Raw genomic sequence first — 17,983 nt, forward strand, 5'->3', positions numbered from 1 at the left:
GGACTCGCGGCGGCTCAGACGAGCGCCCCCGCGGCGGCGAACGCGACGGCGAACGTCGTCGTCGCCGACACGAGCGCGCGGCCGACGCGAGAGGCCACGAGGTGGCGGTCGAGGCCGTGTTCGACGCCGACCGAGAGCGTCGTCAGGATGACCGCCGAGAGGAGGACGTACGCGCCGACGGCCAGTCCGAGGTCACCGGTCGAAAGCGGCGCGCCGATGGCCGTCTGGTCGAGCGTCTTCGCGGGGGCCATCCCGTCGGCCAGCGCGACGGTCGCGCCGGCGACGAGCGGCCCGAAGACGGCGGCCGTGTTCGACAGCGTCTCCGTGACCGACGCGAGTTCGCGGCGGGCCTCGGCGTCGAGTCGGGACAGGGCCGAGAGCTGGTCGGCCATTGAGACGATGGCGCGGCCGGCGGGGCGACCCTCGCTGGCGGCGAGGCCGAGGAGCGTCGCCACGCCCGCGACGCGGGGGCTCGGGGTCGATTCGAGGACGCCGTACTCGCCGCGGAAGGATTCGACGACGCCCACGCGGAGGCGGCGCTGGACGCCGACCGCTTCTTCGAGCAGGTCGCCGGTTTCGCCCGGGATGGAGGTCGCCGCGCGGGCGAGTGCGGATTCGACGGCCTCGCCCTCGCCGACGGCGCGGCCGACGAGATAGAGCGCGTCGGGGAGACCGTCTTCGACCGCGCGGACGCGCGCTCTGAGCGCCACGACCGGACGGGCCGCGACGAACAGCGCGGTCCCGGTTCCGAGACCGACGGCCGCGAGCGGTGCGAGCCACGGCGCGACGAGCGCGTCGGCGGCGACGAAGCCGACGACGCCGGCGACCGCGCCGCCGGCGACGCCGGGGAGCCGGTGGTCGTCGACCGCGGGGTGGGAGGCGGCGACCGAGAGCGGCGCGAACGCGACCGGCCGGCGGACGAGCACCCACCCGACCGCGGCGAGGAGGCAGACGGGAAGCACCGCGTCGTAGACGAATGCGACGTGCGCGGCGGTGACGCCGACGCCGGCGACGCCGGCGGCGGGGAGCGCGCCGACCAGCGCGAGCGGGAGTAGGACGCCGAAGGCGTAGACCGCCGTCACCGGTCCGCGGACGGAGCCGACGAAGTCGGCGAGTCGGTCGCGGGTCCCCTCGCGGACGACCTCGTGGGCGCGGTCGAGCGCCCGGTCGCGCTCGCCGGCGGGAACGTCCGCGGCGGTCTGCAGGAGCGCGGTCGAGCGGTCGAGCGCCGGGAACCACGCGCGCCACGCGTCGGCGAACTCCGAAAGCCCCGCGGTCGGCGTTCCGCGGGCGCGGTCGGTGTGCGCGGCGAGCGAGGCCGAAAGCGGGTCGTCGCCGCCGCGTGCGGCGAACGCGCTGGCCCGCTCGACCGACGGCTCGATGCGCATCCGAAGCGCGATGCGGCCGACGAGTTCCGGCGCGTTCCCGAGCGCCCGCGTCCGGCGGAGCGTCGCCAGCCAGACGGGGAGCGTGTGAACCGCGTGGGTCGCGCCGAGCGCGGCCGCGAGCGCGACGAAGACGACCGTGACGGTCGGGAGTCGAGCGACGAGGGCGACGAGTCCGCCGAGCACTCCGGCGGGGAGCGCCGCGCCGTAGCCCGCGGCGACGACCGTCTCAGGGGCGAGGCCGGCGTCGAGAAACGCCAGCGAGCGGCGGAGCTCGTCGCTCGGCTCGGCGTCGATGGAATCGGGTGAGAGCCGTGCGAGCGTCGTCGCGGCCGCGTGGGCCAACCGGGACATATCGGAGTCAGCGCCCGCGTTCGTGGCCGTTTCCGGGTCCGGGTTCAGCATCCCGAACCACGCTCCGCGCGGGCCGCGGCGAGGTCGTCCGGTGTCGTCTGCCCAGTTTCGGCGAGCGAGGCGAGGCGACCGGCGCGGGCGTCGAGCGCGTCGAGCACGTCCGCGTACGACTCGCCGGGGCGCGCGAGCGACTCGACCGCGAGGCTGTCGCCGCGCGCGACCGACCCCGTGGGTTCGAGGGCGCGACCGTCGTGTTCGAACAGCGTCTCGAACGCCGCGTCGTCGCCGACGGGACGGACCTCCTCGACCCGGCCGACGCGGTGTGCGTCAGCGCGTTCGCAGGTGACCACGAGGTCGGTCGCGGCGAACGACGACGCCGGGACGCCGAGGTCGGAGACGACGCGTTCGCGCACGTCGGCGGCTCCGTCGCCGTGGATAGTTCCGAGGACCGCGTTGGCGTTCGCGCCGACGCGCATCGCCTCGTAGAGGACGGCGGCCTCCTCGCCCCGGACTTCCCCGAGTGCGAGCGCGCCGTCGCCCAGTCGGAGCGCCGCGTGAAGCGCCTCCTGCGGCGTCGGCTCCGGGCCGCCGGTCGTGTCGGTTCGGAGTGTCTGCACGTCGCGGTCGGCGTTCAGCAGGCTCGACGCCGGGAGCTCCGGCGTGTCCTCGATGAGCACCGTGCGAACGTCGCGCGGGAGTTCCCACAGGAGCGAGCCGAGAAACGTCGTCTTGCCGGCCCCGCGCGAGCCGGCGACGAGGACCGAGGCTCCGCGTTCGACCGCGAGGGAGCAGAGCGCCGCGGCGTCGGCCGACAGCGTCCCGTTGGCGACGAGCGCGGGGAGCGTCAGCGGCGTCTCGTCGTGGCGGCGGAACGCGAAACCGAGGCCATCGCTGGCGGGCGCGGTCACACCCGCGACTCGGACGTTCGCGCCGCCGGCTTCGACGACAGTGTCGAGCGTCGGGTCGGCGCGGGAGAACGACGCGCCGCTCACGCGACGCAGGCGGGAGGCGAGCGACTCCGCGCCGCCGGGCGCGAGGCGGATATTCGTCGGCATCGAGACGCCGTCGACGACGACGCGAATCGGGTTCTCCTCGGCGGGCGTCGAGACGTACACGTCCGAGACCGCGGGGTCCGAAAACAGGTCGTCGAGGACGCCGTTGCCCGCGGTATGCTTCGCCAGAATCGCCGCGAGCGTCTCGACTGGGGCGTCCGCGTCCGCGGCGAGTCGGACGGCGCGCCCCGGTGCGCGCGGCCCGGCGTCGACGGTGCCGCGGGCGAGTCGGTCGTGGGCGGCTTCGAGCGTCCGCGCGGCGCGCTGGTCGAGCGTCGATTCGGGCGGCGTGAGGTGGTAGACGGGACCGCGCGGGCGCTCGTACTGGCGGGCGACCGCGCCGGTGTCGAGGTCGGTCGTCCCGACGAGTCGCCCATCGGCCGGCGGACGGGGGTCGACGCGAGAGCGCGCGAGCGTCGGCCCGACGACCGCCCGGAGGGCGTCGCCGTAATCGGCGCTCCGAGATGCGCCTTCCGCGAGCCCGGTCTCGACGGCCGCGCGGCGGACCGGCCCCGCGCGACCCGTCGCCTCGTGGGCGGCTCCGAGCGGGTCCTCGCGGGCGCGGTCGGCGAGGCGGTCATCGCGGAACCGGACGCGCTCTGCGAACCGGCCGGCGGCGACGAGCAGGCCGGTCGCGTCGGCGTCGTACCGGCGTTCGAGTCCGTCGGCGCGGACGACGAGCCGGTCGGCGTCGCGGGCTTCGAGCGCCTCGACGACCGCCGCGCGACAGGCGGCCGAGGTCGAAAGCGACCCGCGGTGCGGGCAGTCGCCGGCGTCGACCGCGAGCGTCACGGTGTCGTCGTCGGGGCGGTCAGTAGGCGTCGAGAAGGTGGGTTCACAGCCGCAGTCGGCGGCGGAATCGCGGGACGCGTTCCGACTGCCGGTCGCGTCGGCGAGTCGGTCGCCGAGCGCGTCCGGGAGCGCCGCGGCGACGGTTTCTGAGAGGGAGCCGATGGAAGGTGAGCCGAGGGGCATACAGGGGCGTGGTCCCGTCCGGGTATTTGAACCTACGCCGCCGACGAGTTGGCCGTCGCGGGGGCGATGACGACGACCGAACCGCCCGCGTCGGCTTCGAGCGTCAGTCTGAGCCGGTGTTCGCCCGGTTCGAGGACGAGGCGGTCGCCGGCGACGCGAGTTCGAGGGCCGCCGACGCGACGGACGACGGTCGGGCCGCCGGCGACACCCGCCGCCAGTTCGACGCCGTCGCCGCCGCGAACCGTGAGGTTGGAGACGCCGGCGGCCCGCCACGACCCGGCGGGAACGTCGAGGACGACGTGCCGTCGCGCGCCCGCGACGCCGGCCGGCGTCGGGTCTTCCGCCGCCGCGAGCGCCGTCGCGGCGTGCGCGATGTCGTCGGCCATCGAGCCGACTTTCACGGTCGTCGCGTCCGCTCGGGCCGCGTCGGCCGCCGGGAAGACGACGCCCGCGATGGCGACCGCGAGCAGACACGTGAGGACGACGCGAATCACAGCGCGTCGCGGAGGCGAGCGGCCAGTCCGCGGTCGGCGGAGTCGTCGCGGGAATCGGTGGGTGCGCGAGAGTCGGTGGATGTCCGGGAATCGAGCGCGGCGCGAGACTCGGGTGCGGGGCCGGTGGCAGTGCTGGTCCCCTCGGCGCGCTGGGAGTCACCGCCGTCTCCGCCATCCGACCGGCCGACGTGCGACGCCGCTTCCGTGGCGAGCGCGTCAGCCGACCGCGACCCCACGGGCGACGCCGTCTCGTCGATGAGTTCCGATTCGAGCGACTCGGCCTTGGCGAGCGCGGCGTTCGCCCGGCGTTCGACGTCCTCGTTGACCGCGCGGACGCCGCCGAGGTAGCCGCGCATCGCCTGCGTCGCGGCGTCCATCTCGTCGAGGCGCTCGGTGAGCGATTCGACCGACGATTCGAGGTCGGAGACCCGGCGCTCGACGGCCGCGAGGTCTTCGAGCGACGAGAAGTCGGCGTCGCCGTCGGTGATGGTGCGTTCGACCGCGTCGAGTCGCGCGGCGAGGTCGGCGGTGCGGGCGGCCGTGCGGTCCGCCGCGGGCGGGGCGCTGGAAGCGGGCGAACCGAGTTCGGCGTCGATAGCGGCGTCGGAGCGAGTCGGGTCAGTCGTCATGGAGCGGCGTGGTCCCGCCATCCGTCATAAAGCTCCGGGTCATCGCCCGCGTCGAACAGTCGCGTGCTAACCGTTTGCACGTGAGGAATGTTCAAGGCGGCCGCCCGAGTGAATCATGTATGAAAACCGTCCTGATTGGTGTGGGGCAGGCGGGTGGGAAGCTCGCGTCGGCTCTCCAGTCGTTCGACCGGGAGATGGGGTTCGGTGCGGTGCTCGACGCGGTCGCGGTGAACACCGCGAAAGCGGACCTCCAGTCGCTTCCAGTCGAGACCGTACTCATCGGCCAAGACCGCGTCAACGGCCACGGCGTCGGCGGCGACAACGAACTCGGCGCCGAGGTCATGGAAGCCGACCAGACAGAGGTCATGTCCGCCCTCGACGGCCGCGTGACGGCCGAGGCGGAGTCGGTTTTCGTCGTCGCCGGACTCGGCGGCGGCTCCGGCTCGGGCGGCGCGCCCGTCCTCGCGAAGGCGCTTCGCCGCGTCTACGACGTGCCGGTGTACGTCCTCGGCATCCTGCCCGGAGAGGACGAAGGGGCGCTGTATCAGGTGAACGCCGGCCGGTCGCTCAAGACCGTCGCCCGCGAGTCCGACGCCGTCCTCCTCGTCGACAACGACGCGTTCCGCTCTGCCGGCGAATCGATGAGCGAGGGCTACGACGCCATCAACGAGGCCATCGCTCGCCGCGTCGGACTGCTCCTCGCGGCCGGCGAAGCCACCGAGGGCGTCGGTGAGAGCGTCGTCGACAGTTCCGAGGTCATCAACACCCTCCGTTCCGGGGGCATCGCCGCGCTCGGCTACGCGAGCGCCGAGGCTTCCCCGAGCGCCGAGGACAACATCAACGCGGTCATGAGCACGACCCGCCGCGCCGTCCTGACGGGCACGAGCCTGCCGGATGCGAGCGACGCGGACTCCGCGCTCGTCGTCGTCGCCGGCGAACCCGGCACCATTCCGCGGAAGGGCGTCGAGCGGGCGCGCCGCTGGGTCGAAGAGGAGACCGGCAGTATGCAGGTCCGCGGCGGCGACTTCCCGCTGGAAAGCGGCCGACTCGCGTCGCTCGTCCTCCTCGGCGGCGTCGAACGCTCCGAGCGGGTCGAGGCGTTCATGGAGCGCGCCCGCGAGGCCATCGACCGGGCGAAGACCGACACGCGAGCGGACTCCACGGAGCTGTGGCGCAACGACGACCTCGACGACCTGCTGTGAGAACGACCGAGGCCTCTAACGGGGAAAGCGACCACCGAAATCCACGTTTCCAGAACGTTCGTCCACCGATTCGGCGAACAGCGTTTGGTCTGCGAATACTTTTTTAGTAGGGACACACATGCGCGTCATGTGTTAACTATGCTCGTAGAAGGAGGAACAAAGCGATGAGTCTGATTGTCAACTCGGCGCGACGCCGGAATCGTCATGTCTGAGTCGACCTCGGACCCGCTCCGGCGAAGTGTCGAAGTCGAGTACTGGGTCGTCGAGGAGGACGGGTCGCTCACCGAACCGGGCGAGCTCGTCGACGCCTCGCCGGGGGCCGAACGGGAGTTCGTCGAGCCGGTGTTGGAGGTGAAGACGACGCCGTGCGACTCGCCGGCCGAGTTGCGAGCGGAGCTGTACGAACGGCTCGGCGACGTCCTCTCGCGGGCCGAGGACGTCGGAAAGCGACTCGTCCCGCTCGCCACGCCGGTCAGCGACGAGGCGGTGACAGAACTGAAGAGCGACCGGACGCGCATCCAGAACCGCGTCGTCGGGTCGGACTTCCAGTACGCGCGACACTGCGTGGGGACGCACGTCCACGTCGAACAGCGCCCCGGCCGCGAAATCGACCAGTACAACGCGCTCGTGGCGCTGGACCCCGCGCTGGCGCTCGTGAACTCCTCGCCGTACTTCGACGGTCGTCGGCTGGCGGCGGGCGCGCGGTCGAAGCTGTACCGCCGGATGACCTACGACGACGTGCCGCATCAGGGTCGGCTGTGGCGCTACGCCGACGACACGCGGGAGTGGTCGCGCCGCCTCGAACGCCGGTTCGAGGAGTTCGTCGTGCGCGCCGAACGGAAGGGCGTCGACCGGGCGACCATCGAGGCGAGCTTCGACCCCGAGAGCGCGGTCTGGACGCCGGTGCAACTCAGAGCCGAGTTCGGCACGGTCGAGTGGCGCTCGCCGGACTGCGCCCTCCCGAGCGACGTGGTCAGACTGGCGAACAGCGTCGCGGGCGTGGTGAAACACCTCGACGACGCGACCCTCAGAATCGACGGCGACGGCGGGCGCGTGACGGACGACCACGTCGTCCTCCCCGAGTTCGACGCGGTGCTCCGGTACGTCAACGCCGCCATCGAGGACGGACTGGACTCCGCGGAGGTGCGGTCGTACCTCGACCGGATGGGGTTCGACGTGGACGCCTACAGCCCGGTGTCGCACGAGATAGAGGGCCGCGAGACGGTCACGGCCGCGGACGCGCGAGAACTGCGACTGACTCACGCCGACCGGCTCGAACGGGACGTTCGGAGCGCGGTCCGGCAGTGAGAGTGAGAGACCGCAGACCGCTTACTGCTGGATGAGGCTCGCGCCGTCGAGGTCGGTGCGGCTGTACTCGACGTCCATCAGGTCGAGGATGGTCGGCGCGATGTCGTAGAGGTCGGCGTCCTCGATGACTGCGCCGGGGTCGTCGACGTACAGCGTCGCGTTGTCGAACGAGTGCATGCCGTTGCGGGGGCCGACGCCGAAGACGTCGTCGTGGCCCTTGAAGCCGGACTTCAGGTCGAAGCCGTGGTTCGGGATGACGACGAGGTCCGGGGCGATGTCGTCGTGGTCGCCGCGGAAGGCGTCTTCCTTGATGACGACGCGGTCTGCGACCTTGTTGCCGTCGGGGCCTTCGAGCGCTTCGAGTTCGGCCTTGAGCTCGTCGCGGACGTCCTCGTACTCCGACTGCGGGACCGACCCGCGGGGCTCGCGCCCTTCGAGGTTGATGAAGAACCGACCGGGGATGAGCGAGTACGCCTTCGAGTCCTCGTCGATGTCCGAAAGCGAGTCGTGGTCGTCGTCCTCGTAGGAGAGCCAGCCGTTCTCTTCGAGCCACGTGTTGCAGTGGACCTCGTAGTCGAGGGAGGTAAAGCCGTGGTCGGACGCGACGATGAGCGTCACGTCCTCGGGGAGGGCGTCGCGGATGCGACCGAGGTAGTCGTCGACGGTGCGGTAGAACTCCATGAAGGCGTCTTTGTTCTGCTCGTCGCGCTCGTAGTCCTTGAACAGGAAGTGGTTGACGCGGTCGGTCGTCATGAAGACGCCGAAAAAGAGGTCCCAGTCGTCTTGGTCGATGTAGCGCTCGAACGCCTCGTAGCGCCGGTCGAGCGTCTTCCGGGCGTCCTCCATGAACGCGGTCTTGTCGTCGTCGTGACCGAGTTTCGCGTTCACGTCGATCTTGTAGTTCATCTCGGAGAGCGCGTCGCGGAAGTCGTCGGGGTAGGCGGCCTTGTCGACGCCGGGCGAGAGGAACCCCGAGACCATGCGCTGGACGTTGCGCTGGGGCGGGAACGTCACGGGGACGTTCATCACGGTGGCCTTGCGACCGGCGTCGGTGACGCGGTCCCAGACGCGGGTGGCCTGCACGTCGCGGCCCATCGGGACGTACGTGTCGTAGGAGCCGACCTCGCGGTCCTGGAAGCCGTAGACGCCGGTCTCGCCGGGGTTGACGCCGGTCGTCAGCGCCGGCCAACACGCCGAGGACTCCGGCGGGACGATGCTGTCGATGTCGCCCGCCGAGCCCTCGTCGGCCAGCGCCGCGAAGTTGGGGAACTCGTCGGGGTGCTCAGAGAGGAGAGTGAACGGGACCCCGTCGATGCCGATGAAGGCGACGCGGGGGTGGTCTTTGCCGCGGAGACGGTCGAACAAACCCATACCTCACGGTATCCGAGACGAACCATAAGAAGGTTCGTCTCTCCGCCGGGGCTTGCGACGAGAGACGACGGAGACGCGGCCGCTGTCGGAGAAAGCGGCGAATCTCTCCGGGCGACCGTGGGATGCTGACCCGTCGAGGACCTGTCAGACGCGAACCAGGCCATCGACACCCGGCGACGGCGTGAACCTCGCCGGTCGCTTGCAGGTCGAACTGGTTGGCCGCGAACGCGCGCACCGGAAGCGCCCGAAACGCCACACTATTAAGAGTGTTGTTACCGATTAATAAATTTCAGGAGAGAGTACGACAGCCGAGAGAATACCCGCTATTCGGGGGCTTCGGACCTGTTTCTCGGTGGAACGCTCAATTCGACGGGGGGGTTGCACCGCGTCGGGCGAAGGAGCGAAGTGCCGTGCGGGACAACGACAGGGCGTGAAGGAGTTCGAGCGTAAACAGCTCTTGGAGCGCGTCAATCGGGAGGGTGCGACCGTCGGCACGCAGATTCCCGACCGCATCGAGGTCCAAGGCGAGGAGATAGACCTCAGGGAGTTCGTCTTCGAGATAAAGCGCCGCGACACCGTCCCGTCGGGCGAGAAAGAGCGCGTCGACCAGGCGAAGCGGAACCTCCGCCGCGAGCGCCTCGAACGGCTCCAGCGAATCGAGGATAACGAGGTGAGCTACGACGAGGGCCAGCGACTGGCAGAGGACATCGTCGGCATCGACCGGGCGCTGAACGCCCTCGAACAGCTTCGGCCGGTCGACCTCGAACAGGAAGAGAACCTCCAGAACGCCGCGGACCAGAAGCGCTGGATGAACTTCCTGAAGAAGGCGCTGGGGCGCGACGGTGGCAAAGGCAAACGGGGCGGTCGATGAGCCGAAACGACGAGATAGCGAGCCTGCTGGAGGAGTTCGCCGACCTGCTGGAGGCGAAAGACGTGGCCTACAAGCCGTCGAGCTACCGCCGCGCCGCCGAGAACGTCCGCGAGCACCCGACGCCGGTCGAGGGACTCGCCGAGGACGGCGAGGACGCGGTGCAGGAAATCGACCGCGTCGGCGACGCCATCGCCTCGAAAATCGTCGAGTACGTCGAGACGGGTCGCATCGAGGAGTTGGCCGAACTCCGCGAGGAGTTGCCGGCCGACATGGCCGGGCTGACGAGCGTCGAGGGCGTCGGCCCGAAGACGGTCGGCAAACTGTACGAGGCGCTGGGCGTCGCCGACCTCGACGACCTCGAAGCGGCCGCCCGCGAGGGAAAGATACAGGAGGTCAAGGGGTTCGGCGCGAAGACGGAGGCGAACATCCTCGACGGCATCGAGTTCGCCCGCGAGGCGACCGGCCGCGAACTGCTCGGGAAGGCGCGGCCCGTCGCCGACGACCTGCTCGCGTATCTCGGCGACCACGACGCCGTCGGGCGGGTCGAACCCGCGGGGTCGATGCGGCGGTGGCGCGAGACGGTCGGCGACATCGACGTGCTCGCCGAGAGCGCCGACGCCGACGCCGTCATCGACCGCTTCCTCGCGTGGGACCTCGTCGGCGACACCATCGAGGCGGGCGAGCAGAAGGCGAGCGTCCGGGTGAACGGGATGCGGGTCGACCTCCGCGTCGTCGACCCCGCGGAGTACGGCGCGGCGCTCCAGTATTTCACCGGGAGCAAGGACCACAACGTCCACCTCCGCAACATCGCCATCGACCGCGGCCGCAAGATGAACGAGTACGGGATGTTCGACGTCTCGGACGTGGCCGACCCCGACGACGGCCCGCGGGCCGGAACGCGCGTCGCCGGCGACACCGAGGCGTCGATGTACGCCGCGCTCGACCTCCCGCTCGTCCCGCCGGAGATGCGCGAGGACACCGGCGAAATCGAGCGCGCCGCCGACGGTGACCTCCCGGACCTCCTCGCGGAGGGCGACCTCCGCGGCGACCTCCACACCCACACCGACTGGTCCGACGGCGACAACACGGTCGCCGAGATGGTCGCGGCCGCCGCGGAGCGCGGCTACGACTACCACGCCGTCACCGACCACGCCACCGGTCCCGGCATGGTCGGCGGCGTCGGCGTCGAGGACGACGACCTGCTCGACCAGATTGCCGAGGTGCGCGCCGTCGCCGAAGACGCCGACGTCGCGGTGTTCACCGGCGTCGAGGCCAACATCGACGCCGAGGGCGGCATCTCCGTCGCCGACGACGTACTCGACCAACTCGACGTGGTCGTCGCCTCGCCTCACAGCGCGCTCGACCAGGACCGCGAGACGGCCACCGAACGGCTCGTCACCGCGATGGAACACCCCGCGGTGAACGTCCTCGGTCACCCGACCGGCCGACTCATCAACCGGCGACCCGGCCTGCCCCTCGACTACGAGCGACTCGCCGAGGCCGCCGTCGAACACGGTGTCGCGCTCGAACTCAACGCCAGCCCGTACCGCCTCGACCTGAACGGCGAGGCGCTCAAAGTCGCCGTCGAGGCGGGTGCGACCGTCGCCATCGACACCGACGCCCACCGACCGGGCGAACTCGACCACGCCCGCTACGGGGTCCACACGGCCCGTCGCGGCTGGGTAGAGACCGCGGACGTGCTGAACGCGCGGTCGGTCGAAGAGCTGTCCGACTTCCTCCGTGACTGACGACGTTGGGGCCGACCACCCCGGCACGGTCGCCTCGGGCGTCGACCGCGCCGCCCCCGGCGACACCGCGCTCCTCGCGGACGTGATGCTCGGAAAGCTCACAACGTACCTGCGGATGTGCGGCTACGACGCCGCGTACGCGCTCGACCGCGGCGGCGCGGCGGAGGACTCCGACGGGGCCCGCGACGCCCGAGCCGACCCCGGCGACGACGGACTGCTCGCGCGAGCGGACGCCGAGGAGCGCGTCCTCCTCACTCGCGACGTGCGACTGGCCGAGCGAGCGCCGCGGAGCGTCCTCCTCGCCGAACGGGAGCCAATCGCGCAACTCCGCGAACTCGAATCGGTCGGCTTCGCGGTCTCGCTGGACGAGGAGCCGTCGCGCTGTGGGGTCTGTAACGGCCGCGTCGAGGCGGTCGACCGCGGCGAGTCGGTTCCCGACTACGCGCCCGACCCGGCGGAGACGGCGCTGTGGCGGTGTCGGGACTGCGGACAGGTGTTCTGGCGCGGGAGCCACTGGCGCGACGTGGAAGCGAGATTGAACGGCGAAGAACGGTAACGGTCTGCAGTGTGCCGGCACCCCGCCGGCGGTGCACCGACGGGACTACTCGCGGCGGCGCGGGAACCACTCGTCGCAGGCTTCCATGTCCTGCATCATCTCGTCGTGGGCCGCGCAGTAGGGTTTGAGTCCGTCCGAGGTGCGAACGTACTCGAAGTACGTGCAGTTGCCGCAGTAGCGGTCGCCGACCGTGGCGTTCGCGGGGCGGTCCGCGTCGGGGTGGTCGGCCGCGCCGGCCGGCGAGCGCGCGGACTCGGTCGACTGGACGGTGTCGACGCCGGAGCGGTTCGTCGCCGCGCCCGTCGAACCCGGCGACCGAGTCGCGTCCGCCCCGTCGGACGAGGGCGACGCCGAGGGTTCGACGTCGAGCGGGGTGATGTCCTGCGTCGACGCGCCGCCGTCGGTCGCGCCGGCGCTCGCGGTCGCCCCCGACCCGGCGGTCGAGGTCGACTGGTTCGTCTGCGTCTGGACGTCGCCGTCGGGCGTGCCGCCGAGGAAGCCGATGCCGCCGAGTCCGCCGCCGCCGGCGTTCTCGACTTCGACGACGCGGGTCTCGCCTTTCTTCGTCACCTGCACCGTGGCCGTGCCGCCGGGGTCGTTCCGCGTCTTGAAGTTGGCGACGCCGACGAACAGACACCAGAACGTCGTGACCGTGCCGAAGAAGTAGACGGCGATGGTTTCGAGCGTGAGGTCGGGGAGGCCGGCCCCGCAGGTCGCGCCGGTCCACTGGCAGGGGTACGCGTGCGAGAAGAGCGCGACGCCGAGGACGGCGATGCTCGCGCCGATGAGGGACGCGGCGCGGGTTCGACGGCTCGCGGGGAGGACCGCGAGGACGCCGAGGAAGACGGCGGGAACGCCGATGCCTCCGAGGATGCCCCCGAGTTCGCGCGCTTCGCCGAGGCTCGCCCCGCCGGACGTGTACACGTCGGTGGTCGCGACGACGATACCCGCGACGACGAGCAACACGCCGAGGAGGAACCCCCCGAAGCCCAGGGACAGCCGTCGGAGACTCGGCCCGCCCCGGCCACCGTGGTACGCCTCCGAAAGACTAGTCATGGCCCCGACTACGAAACCAGTCCCTAAAACGATGCGTCAGACGAGTATCTACTTCTCGACACGTCGCAGGGCGTCGACACGCGCACGGCGACCCGATACGCCGCCGGCGGCGCGACGGCGACACATGCGAATCTCGAAGGGATTATCATGCGCGGTGGCTAATCCCCGCGCATGGCTGACGAGGAAGCAGACGAGGCACCCGCCGTCGAACTCGGCACGGGCGCGTCCGTCGAAGGTGCGCCTCTCGCGCGCGTCGCCTCCCGACTGACGTGGCCGCAAGAAAAGAGCAGTATCCTGAACAAAGAGGGCGACGCGGTCATCCGCACGCCCGACGGTCCCCAGAGCCTCGACGACGTGCTCGCCGAGGCCGACGAGACGTACTTCGAGACGCGACAGGCCTTCGTCGACGACGTGCTCGACATCGTCGGTCGCGGCCCGGTTCAGACGGACTAACGGTGTTACGCCGCCGGCTCGCCAGACTTTCGTGGCTCTCCCGCGCCCTCCTCGTCGGGGGCGTCGTCGGGGCCGCGTGGAGCCTCTGGCCGCTTCCCGCCGGCGACCTCACCTACCGCGCGGTCCACGACGCCCTCCTGTTCATCCTCGTACCCGGAGCGCTCGCGCTCGCCCACGGCCGCAACCTCGGCTGGAACGTCGACCGCGCGGCGCTCCGAAACACGCTTTTGCTCGCGCTGTTCGTCCTCCCCTTCTACCTCGTCGGGTCGAGCCTGCCGTCGATTCGGGCGTACTATCCGATGTGGCACACCTCGACCGCGCTCGCGGACTTTCTCCCGCACGCCGCTCAGCAACTGCTCGTCGTCGTCGCCGCCGAGACGTACTACCGCGGCCTGCTCTGCGTCGGCGTCCGCGAAATCGGTCGGAAGAGCGCGCTTATCAGTCCGATTCTCTACGCCTTTCACCACGTCGGCAAACCCCCGATAGAGATTCTCCTATCGGCCCCGACGGACGTGCTGTTCGGCCTCGTCGACTACGAGAGCGACTCCATTCTTCCCTCCATCGTCGCCCACGGCGGCGGCCTCGTCCTCTTGGACTGGCTCGTGCTCCGCCCGCCGCTGTTCCCGCCCGACCGGGTCGCCGCGGCGCTCCAGTGGCTCCCGATTCCGCTATGAGCGACGGCGACGGCGAGGACCGGCCCGCGGAGGACGGCGAACGATATCCGTCGCTCGGCCTCGCCCGCGGCACCGTCGGACTCGCCGTGCACGACCCGCGCTGGCACGAGGCGTACGAGCGCGAGGTCGAGCGTCTTCGACCGCGACTCTATGCCGACAACGAGAGCGGTGGTGACGCCGACGGCGACGACGGGGGCAATGGCGGCGACGGGTGCGATGGGGGTGAGGGCGTCCGATTCGAACACGTCGGGAGCACCGCGGTTCCGGGGCTAGCCGCGAAACCCATCGTCGACCTGCTCGTCCTCGTCTCCGACCTCGACGACGCCGAGGGCGTCGCGCGGGCACTCGAAGCCGCGGGCTACGAGGAGCGCCCCGACGACGACGTTCCCGACCGCCGATTTTTCGTTCGCGGCCCGCCCGAGCGGCGGACGCACTATCTCTCCGTGACCGAGGTTGGGAGCGACTGCCACCGCGAGCAGGTCACCTTCCGCGACGCCCTCCGCGCAGACGGCGACCTCGCGGCCGAGTACGAGCGACACAAGCGTAGGCTCGCCGAGGCGCACCCGGACGAGCGGAGTCAGTACACGAACGCGAAGGCTTCGTTCGTCGAATCCGTGCTCGACGACGCCGCGTCGTGGGAAGACGACGACTCGCTCGTGTAGGACAAGCACACTACCATACCTTTTCCCCGCCGGGGAGTCAAGGGAGATGCATGGCACTCCCAATCGACCCCAGCGCCATCAAACCGGAAGACATCGGCGAGGAACGCGTCGTCCTCGAGATGGAACACGAAGCGGCAATCGAGCGCGTCCGCGAGGCGTTCACCGACGCCGGGTTCGGTGTCGCCACCGAATTTTCGCCCTCCGAGATGCTCAACGAGAAGGTCGACGCCGGCCGCGACCCCTACTACGTCCTCGGCGCGTGTAACCCGAACATGGCGGACCGCGCGCTCGACGCCACCGACAAGAAGATGGGCGGACTGTTCCCGTGCAACGTGGTCATCTGGGAGGAAGAGCCGGGCACGCAGGTCGTCTACCACCTGAGCATCATGCGCGTCGCTCGCCTCATCGGCATCGCGCCCGACAACGACGAGATGGCCGACATCATCGCCGACACGGGCGAACTCGTCGAACAGGCGCTCGCCAACCTCGACGCGGCCGAGGCGTAGTCGGGTACCGAGCTGAATCGGGCGTTTCGAGTTATACCCCGTCTCGCGCGTCGAGCGCGTCCGCGATGCGTTTCACGTCGCCGCGAATCTTGTACAGCAGGTAGAGCGCGACGAGCGCCGCGACCACGGGGAGGAGCGCGAAGATACCGTAGATGAGGATGATGATGAGCAGTTCGGGACCGCCGGGGACCTGTAACGGGACCATACGAAAACGTATCGTCCGGCTGTCAAAAGTACGTTGCTCAGGCGAAGTCGAAGATGTCGGTCTGGAGGCCCGCGGCCATCGTGGACTTCCGGCGGAGGTCCGCGAGCGACACCGGGAGGTACTCCGTCACGTCGCGGACGGCGTCGCCGAACGTCTCGGCGGCGGCCACCTCGCCCTCGAAGGCGTGGCGGATGGACTCGCGTATCTGCCAGACGCCGACCGGGCCCCAGTAGTCGTCGGAGACGTGTCTGATGACCAGCGCCTTCGCTTGTCGGCCGCGCTCTTGGAGGTGTTCGAGGACGCCGAGCCGGGAGGCGTGGTACGCGCCGGCCGTCTCGTTCACGTAGCCGGTCCGGCCCTCGTAGCCCTCGCGGTCGGCCGCGAGGTACATCCCCGCTTCGGGGTCGGGGTTCCAGACGCTCCCCGGCGCTTTCAGCTCAATCAGTTCGAACTCCCAACGCCCCGGCGCGAGGATGACCCAGAAGGCGTTGCCGATGAACTCGTTGCGGTAGATTTCGACGCTGTCGACGCTCTCTGCGTGTTTGACCTGCCCGCGGAGGTACTGGCCGAGGGTGTCGTCGACGGCGGTGATGGACCACCGCGTCGGGACGAGCCGGCGCTGTTCGGTCTGGCCGAGCGCGCCCGCCGAGAGGATGGTGTTGATGTCGTACACGTCGAAGCCGCGGCGGTAGAGGTACGTCATCGCGCCCTCGGCGTTCCAGTCGTCGTCTTCGAGCGTCTTTTTCACCAGTTTGGGGACGTGCGGGTTCTCCGCGAGGTCGGCCGAGCGGGCGCGGGCCCGCGGGCCGACGGGCGTCGCTACGTCGTCGGCGCGGGCGTCGAGGTCGAGCGAGGGCGTCCCGTCGAGGCCGATTTCGACCGTGACGGGGCGGTCGGCGATGGCGACCTCGCGTTGCGTCCCGAGGAAGCCGTCCCACGAGTCGGCGACGTTCGTCACCTTCGTCCCGCGGTTGGAGTTCAGAAGCGAGGTGCGCCGCTGGAACACGTCGTCGATGCTCACGCCCTCGTCGTACCACGCCGCGCTCGTCTCGAAGGAGGCGGCGTTCTCGTCGTGGCCGACCGGCGAGAGGATGCCCGTCGAGACGTTCGGGTAGTTCGACCGCCCGACGAAGATAGACGGGGAGACGCCACCGTACAGCGAGTCTCCCTGAACCGTCTCCTCGAACCGGTCTTGGAACGTTTCGAGGTGGTCGAGGATGCCGTAGGACTTCTCCTCGGCGAGTCGCCGCCGCTCGGCGTTCTCGTCCCGCTCGATGTCCATGTACTCGTCGAGCCGCATTCACCGGATGTGGGTCGTCCGCGGGTATGAACCTTCGGCGACGCGTCCGGAGTCAGACCGGGGGGTCAGAACGGGATGCGACTCGCGCGGACGGAGTTCAGGTGTGGATTCCCATCGCTTCGATCTGTTCCTGGTAGCGGTTCCGGATGGTGACTTCTGTCACCTGTGCGACCTCCGCGACCTCGCGCTGGGTCTTCTTCTCGTTGCAGAGAAGCGACGCGGCGTAGATTGCGGCGGCGGCGAAGCCGGTCGGCGACTTGCCCGAAAGCAGGCCCTGTTCCGCGGTCGTCTCGATAATCTCGTTGGCCTTCGACTGGACCTCCTTCGAGAGGTCGAGTTCGGACGAAAAGCGCGGGACGTACTTCTTCGGGTCCACCGGCCGCATCTCCAGGCCGAGTTCCTGGGAGATGTAGCGGTACGTGCGGCCGATTTCCTTGCGCTCGACGCGCGACACCTCGGAAATCTCTTCGAGGGAACGTGGGATTCCCTCCTTCCGGCAGGCGGCGTACAGCGCCGACGTGGCGACGCCCTCGATGGAGCGGCCGCGAATCAGGTCCTCGCTGAGCGCCCGTCGGTAGATGACCGACGCGACCTCGCGGACCGACCGCGGGACGCCGAGCGCCGACGCCATGCGGTCGATTTCGCTGAGCGCGAACTGGAGGTTGCGCTCGCCGGCGTCCTTCGTCCGGATACGCTCTTGCCACTTGCGGAGGCGGTGCATCTGCGACCGCTTCTTCGAGGAGATAGAGCGGCCGTAGGCGTCTTTGTCCTTCCAGTCGATGGTCGTCGTCAGCCCCTTGTCGTGCATCGTCTGCGTGGTCGGCGCGCCCACGCGAGACTTCGACTGGCGCTCGGAGTGGTTGAACGCCCGCCACTCCGGGCCGGGGTCGATGCGCTCTTCTTCGATGATGATGCCGGTCTCCTCGTGAATCAACTCGCCGTCGCCGGTCCGAACGACTTCCTCGGGGTCGAGGTCGTCGAGGTCCAACTCCTCTTCGGATGTCTCGTCGTCCTGTGACTCGTCTCCCCATCGAGTCCGGTCGTGCTCACGCTCCCGCTGGCGGGTAGGCCGTTTCATCGCATTTATATATTGTCTATTTCCTTGCACTTCAACCTTTGGCGGCGTTCGTCGGAGTGTCACCGCGGCCGCAACGACGAACGGAGCGCCTTTACCGAATCACC

General features: G+C 70.1%; 18 protein-coding genes. 9 read left to right on the plus strand and 9 right to left on the minus strand.

Going from position 1 to position 17,983, the window contains the following annotated elements:
• Positions 1-14 precede the first annotated feature (14 nt).
• The 4 genes from ACFQI8_RS05915 to ACFQI8_RS05930 are packed head-to-tail and all read right to left on the minus strand — an operon-like array spanning position 15 to position 4,889.
• On the minus strand, positions 15-1,790 hold the full coding sequence (locus tag ACFQI8_RS05915) for a pilus assembly protein (protein WP_390243373.1): 1,776 nt from the start codon (positions 1,788-1,790) through the stop codon (positions 15-17).
• Positions 1,784-3,766, minus strand: coding sequence for an ATPase, T2SS/T4P/T4SS family (locus tag ACFQI8_RS05920; protein WP_390243374.1), 1,983 nt, complete (start codon positions 3,764-3,766; stop codon positions 1,784-1,786). The genes ACFQI8_RS05915 and ACFQI8_RS05920 overlap by 7 nt, the downstream gene beginning before the upstream one ends.
• Positions 3,767-3,798: 32 nt before the next feature.
• Positions 3,799-4,260 carry a DUF7311 family protein gene (locus ACFQI8_RS05925; protein ID WP_390243375.1) on the minus strand — a complete coding sequence of 154 codons (462 nt, stop codon included), beginning with the start codon at positions 4,258-4,260 and terminating at the stop codon, positions 3,799-3,801.
• Positions 4,257-4,889 carry a DUF7310 family coiled-coil domain-containing protein gene (locus ACFQI8_RS05930; RefSeq protein WP_390243376.1) on the minus strand — a complete coding sequence of 211 codons (633 nt, stop codon included), beginning with the start codon at positions 4,887-4,889 and terminating at the stop codon, positions 4,257-4,259. The genes ACFQI8_RS05925 and ACFQI8_RS05930 overlap by 4 nt, the downstream gene beginning before the upstream one ends.
• Positions 4,890-5,008: 119 nt before the next feature.
• Here ACFQI8_RS05930 and ACFQI8_RS05935 point away from each other — a divergent pair, with 119 nt between their 5' ends.
• Positions 5,009-6,091, plus strand: coding sequence for a tubulin/FtsZ family protein (locus ACFQI8_RS05935; protein ID WP_390243377.1), 1,083 nt, complete (start codon positions 5,009-5,011; stop codon positions 6,089-6,091).
• Positions 6,092-6,295: 204 nt separating this feature from the next.
• Complete coding sequence (locus ACFQI8_RS05940) at positions 6,296-7,399, plus strand: glutamate-cysteine ligase family protein (protein WP_390243378.1); 1,104 nt, start codon at positions 6,296-6,298, stop codon at positions 7,397-7,399.
• Between the two features lie 21 nt (positions 7,400-7,420).
• Here the strand turns inward: ACFQI8_RS05940 and ACFQI8_RS05945 are convergent, their stop codons facing one another.
• Positions 7,421-8,770 carry an alkaline phosphatase family protein gene (locus ACFQI8_RS05945; protein ID WP_390243380.1) on the minus strand — a complete coding sequence of 450 codons (1,350 nt, stop codon included), beginning with the start codon at positions 8,768-8,770 and terminating at the stop codon, positions 7,421-7,423.
• Positions 8,771-9,200: 430 nt separating this feature from the next.
• On the opposite strand from ACFQI8_RS05945, the gene ACFQI8_RS05950 reads away from it, so the two are divergent.
• From ACFQI8_RS05950 to ACFQI8_RS05960, 3 genes are read left to right on the plus strand one after another with little or no spacing between them, the layout of a single operon-like run.
• A complete protein-coding gene (locus ACFQI8_RS05950) occupies positions 9,201-9,641 on the plus strand; it encodes a DUF5788 family protein (protein ID WP_390243381.1) in 441 nt (146 codons plus the stop codon).
• The gene (gene polX, locus ACFQI8_RS05955) at positions 9,638-11,389 is read left to right on the plus strand and encodes a DNA polymerase/3'-5' exonuclease PolX (RefSeq protein ID WP_390243382.1); all 1,752 of its coding nucleotides are present in this window, start codon (positions 9,638-9,640) and stop codon (positions 11,387-11,389) included. Before ACFQI8_RS05950 ends, polX begins: the two co-directional genes overlap by 4 nt.
• The gene (locus ACFQI8_RS05960) at positions 11,382-11,945 is read left to right on the plus strand and encodes a Mut7-C RNAse domain-containing protein (protein ID WP_390243384.1); all 564 of its coding nucleotides are present in this window, start codon (positions 11,382-11,384) and stop codon (positions 11,943-11,945) included. The genes polX and ACFQI8_RS05960 overlap by 8 nt, the downstream gene beginning before the upstream one ends.
• A 45-nt stretch (positions 11,946-11,990) precedes the next feature.
• Here the strand turns inward: ACFQI8_RS05960 and ACFQI8_RS05965 are convergent, their stop codons facing one another.
• A complete protein-coding gene (locus ACFQI8_RS05965) occupies positions 11,991-13,001 on the minus strand; it encodes a cell division protein CdpA domain-containing protein (RefSeq protein ID WP_390243385.1) in 1,011 nt (336 codons plus the stop codon).
• Positions 13,002-13,172: 171 nt separating this feature from the next.
• Between ACFQI8_RS05965 and ACFQI8_RS05970 the strand changes: the two genes are divergently transcribed.
• The 4 genes from ACFQI8_RS05970 to ACFQI8_RS05985 are packed head-to-tail and all read left to right on the plus strand — an operon-like array spanning position 13,173 to position 15,296.
• The gene (locus ACFQI8_RS05970; protein ID WP_390243386.1) at positions 13,173-13,454 is read left to right on the plus strand and encodes a DUF5789 family protein; all 282 of its coding nucleotides are present in this window, start codon (positions 13,173-13,175) and stop codon (positions 13,452-13,454) included.
• Positions 13,455-13,456: 2 nt separating this feature from the next.
• Complete coding sequence (locus ACFQI8_RS05975) at positions 13,457-14,128, plus strand: CPBP family glutamic-type intramembrane protease (protein WP_390243388.1); 672 nt, start codon at positions 13,457-13,459, stop codon at positions 14,126-14,128.
• The gene (locus tag ACFQI8_RS05980) at positions 14,125-14,790 is read left to right on the plus strand and encodes a GrpB family protein (protein ID WP_390243389.1); all 666 of its coding nucleotides are present in this window, start codon (positions 14,125-14,127) and stop codon (positions 14,788-14,790) included. The genes ACFQI8_RS05975 and ACFQI8_RS05980 overlap by 4 nt, the downstream gene beginning before the upstream one ends.
• 50 nt (positions 14,791-14,840) lie before the next feature.
• Positions 14,841-15,296, plus strand: coding sequence for a DUF302 domain-containing protein (locus ACFQI8_RS05985; protein ID WP_390243390.1), 456 nt, complete (start codon positions 14,841-14,843; stop codon positions 15,294-15,296).
• A gap of 31 nt (positions 15,297-15,327) precedes the next feature.
• On the opposite strand, the gene ACFQI8_RS05990 is transcribed toward ACFQI8_RS05985, so the two are convergent.
• The 3 genes from ACFQI8_RS05990 to ACFQI8_RS06000 form a co-directional block, all read right to left on the minus strand.
• The gene (locus ACFQI8_RS05990) at positions 15,328-15,501 is read right to left on the minus strand and encodes a hypothetical protein (RefSeq protein ID WP_390243391.1); all 174 of its coding nucleotides are present in this window, start codon (positions 15,499-15,501) and stop codon (positions 15,328-15,330) included.
• A gap of 37 nt (positions 15,502-15,538) precedes the next feature.
• Positions 15,539-16,801, minus strand: coding sequence for a DNA repair protein NreA (nreA, locus tag ACFQI8_RS05995; protein WP_390243393.1), 1,263 nt, complete (start codon positions 16,799-16,801; stop codon positions 15,539-15,541).
• A gap of 97 nt (positions 16,802-16,898) precedes the next feature.
• Positions 16,899-17,879, minus strand: coding sequence for a transcription initiation factor IIB (locus tag ACFQI8_RS06000; protein ID WP_042663705.1), 981 nt, complete (start codon positions 17,877-17,879; stop codon positions 16,899-16,901).
• Positions 17,880-17,983: the final 104 nt, after the last annotated feature.

This window comes from Haloferax chudinovii, from assembly GCF_042663345.1.
Lineage (GTDB): Archaea > Halobacteriota > Halobacteria > Halobacteriales > Haloferacaceae > Haloferax > Haloferax chudinovii.

Coding starts and splice junctions, on each gene's coding strand:
- ACFQI8_RS05965 (WP_390243385.1), bottom strand. CDS start 13,001: ATGACTAGTCTTTCGGAGGCGTACCACGGTGGCCGGGGCGGGCCGAGT.
- ACFQI8_RS05985 (WP_390243390.1), top strand. CDS start 14,841: ATGGCACTCCCAATCGACCCCAGCGCCATCAAACCGGAAGACATCGGC.
- ACFQI8_RS05915 (WP_390243373.1), bottom strand. CDS start 1,790: ATGCTGAACCCGGACCCGGAAACGGCCACGAACGCGGGCGCTGACTCC.
- ACFQI8_RS06000 (WP_042663705.1), bottom strand. CDS start 17,879: ATGAAACGGCCTACCCGCCAGCGGGAGCGTGAGCACGACCGGACTCGA.
- nreA (WP_390243393.1), bottom strand. CDS start 16,801: ATGCGGCTCGACGAGTACATGGACATCGAGCGGGACGAGAACGCCGAG.
- ACFQI8_RS05945 (WP_390243380.1), bottom strand. CDS start 8,770: ATGGGTTTGTTCGACCGTCTCCGCGGCAAAGACCACCCCCGCGTCGCC.
- ACFQI8_RS05940 (WP_390243378.1), top strand. CDS start 6,296: ATGTCTGAGTCGACCTCGGACCCGCTCCGGCGAAGTGTCGAAGTCGAG.
- ACFQI8_RS05930 (WP_390243376.1), bottom strand. CDS start 4,889: ATGACGACTGACCCGACTCGCTCCGACGCCGCTATCGACGCCGAACTC.
- ACFQI8_RS05920 (WP_390243374.1), bottom strand. CDS start 3,766: ATGCCCCTCGGCTCACCTTCCATCGGCTCCCTCTCAGAAACCGTCGCC.
- polX (WP_390243382.1), top strand. CDS start 9,638: ATGAGCCGAAACGACGAGATAGCGAGCCTGCTGGAGGAGTTCGCCGAC.
- ACFQI8_RS05970 (WP_390243386.1), top strand. CDS start 13,173: ATGGCTGACGAGGAAGCAGACGAGGCACCCGCCGTCGAACTCGGCACG.
- ACFQI8_RS05980 (WP_390243389.1), top strand. CDS start 14,125: ATGAGCGACGGCGACGGCGAGGACCGGCCCGCGGAGGACGGCGAACGA.
- ACFQI8_RS05990 (WP_390243391.1), bottom strand. CDS start 15,501: ATGGTCCCGTTACAGGTCCCCGGCGGTCCCGAACTGCTCATCATCATC.
- ACFQI8_RS05935 (WP_390243377.1), top strand. CDS start 5,009: ATGAAAACCGTCCTGATTGGTGTGGGGCAGGCGGGTGGGAAGCTCGCG.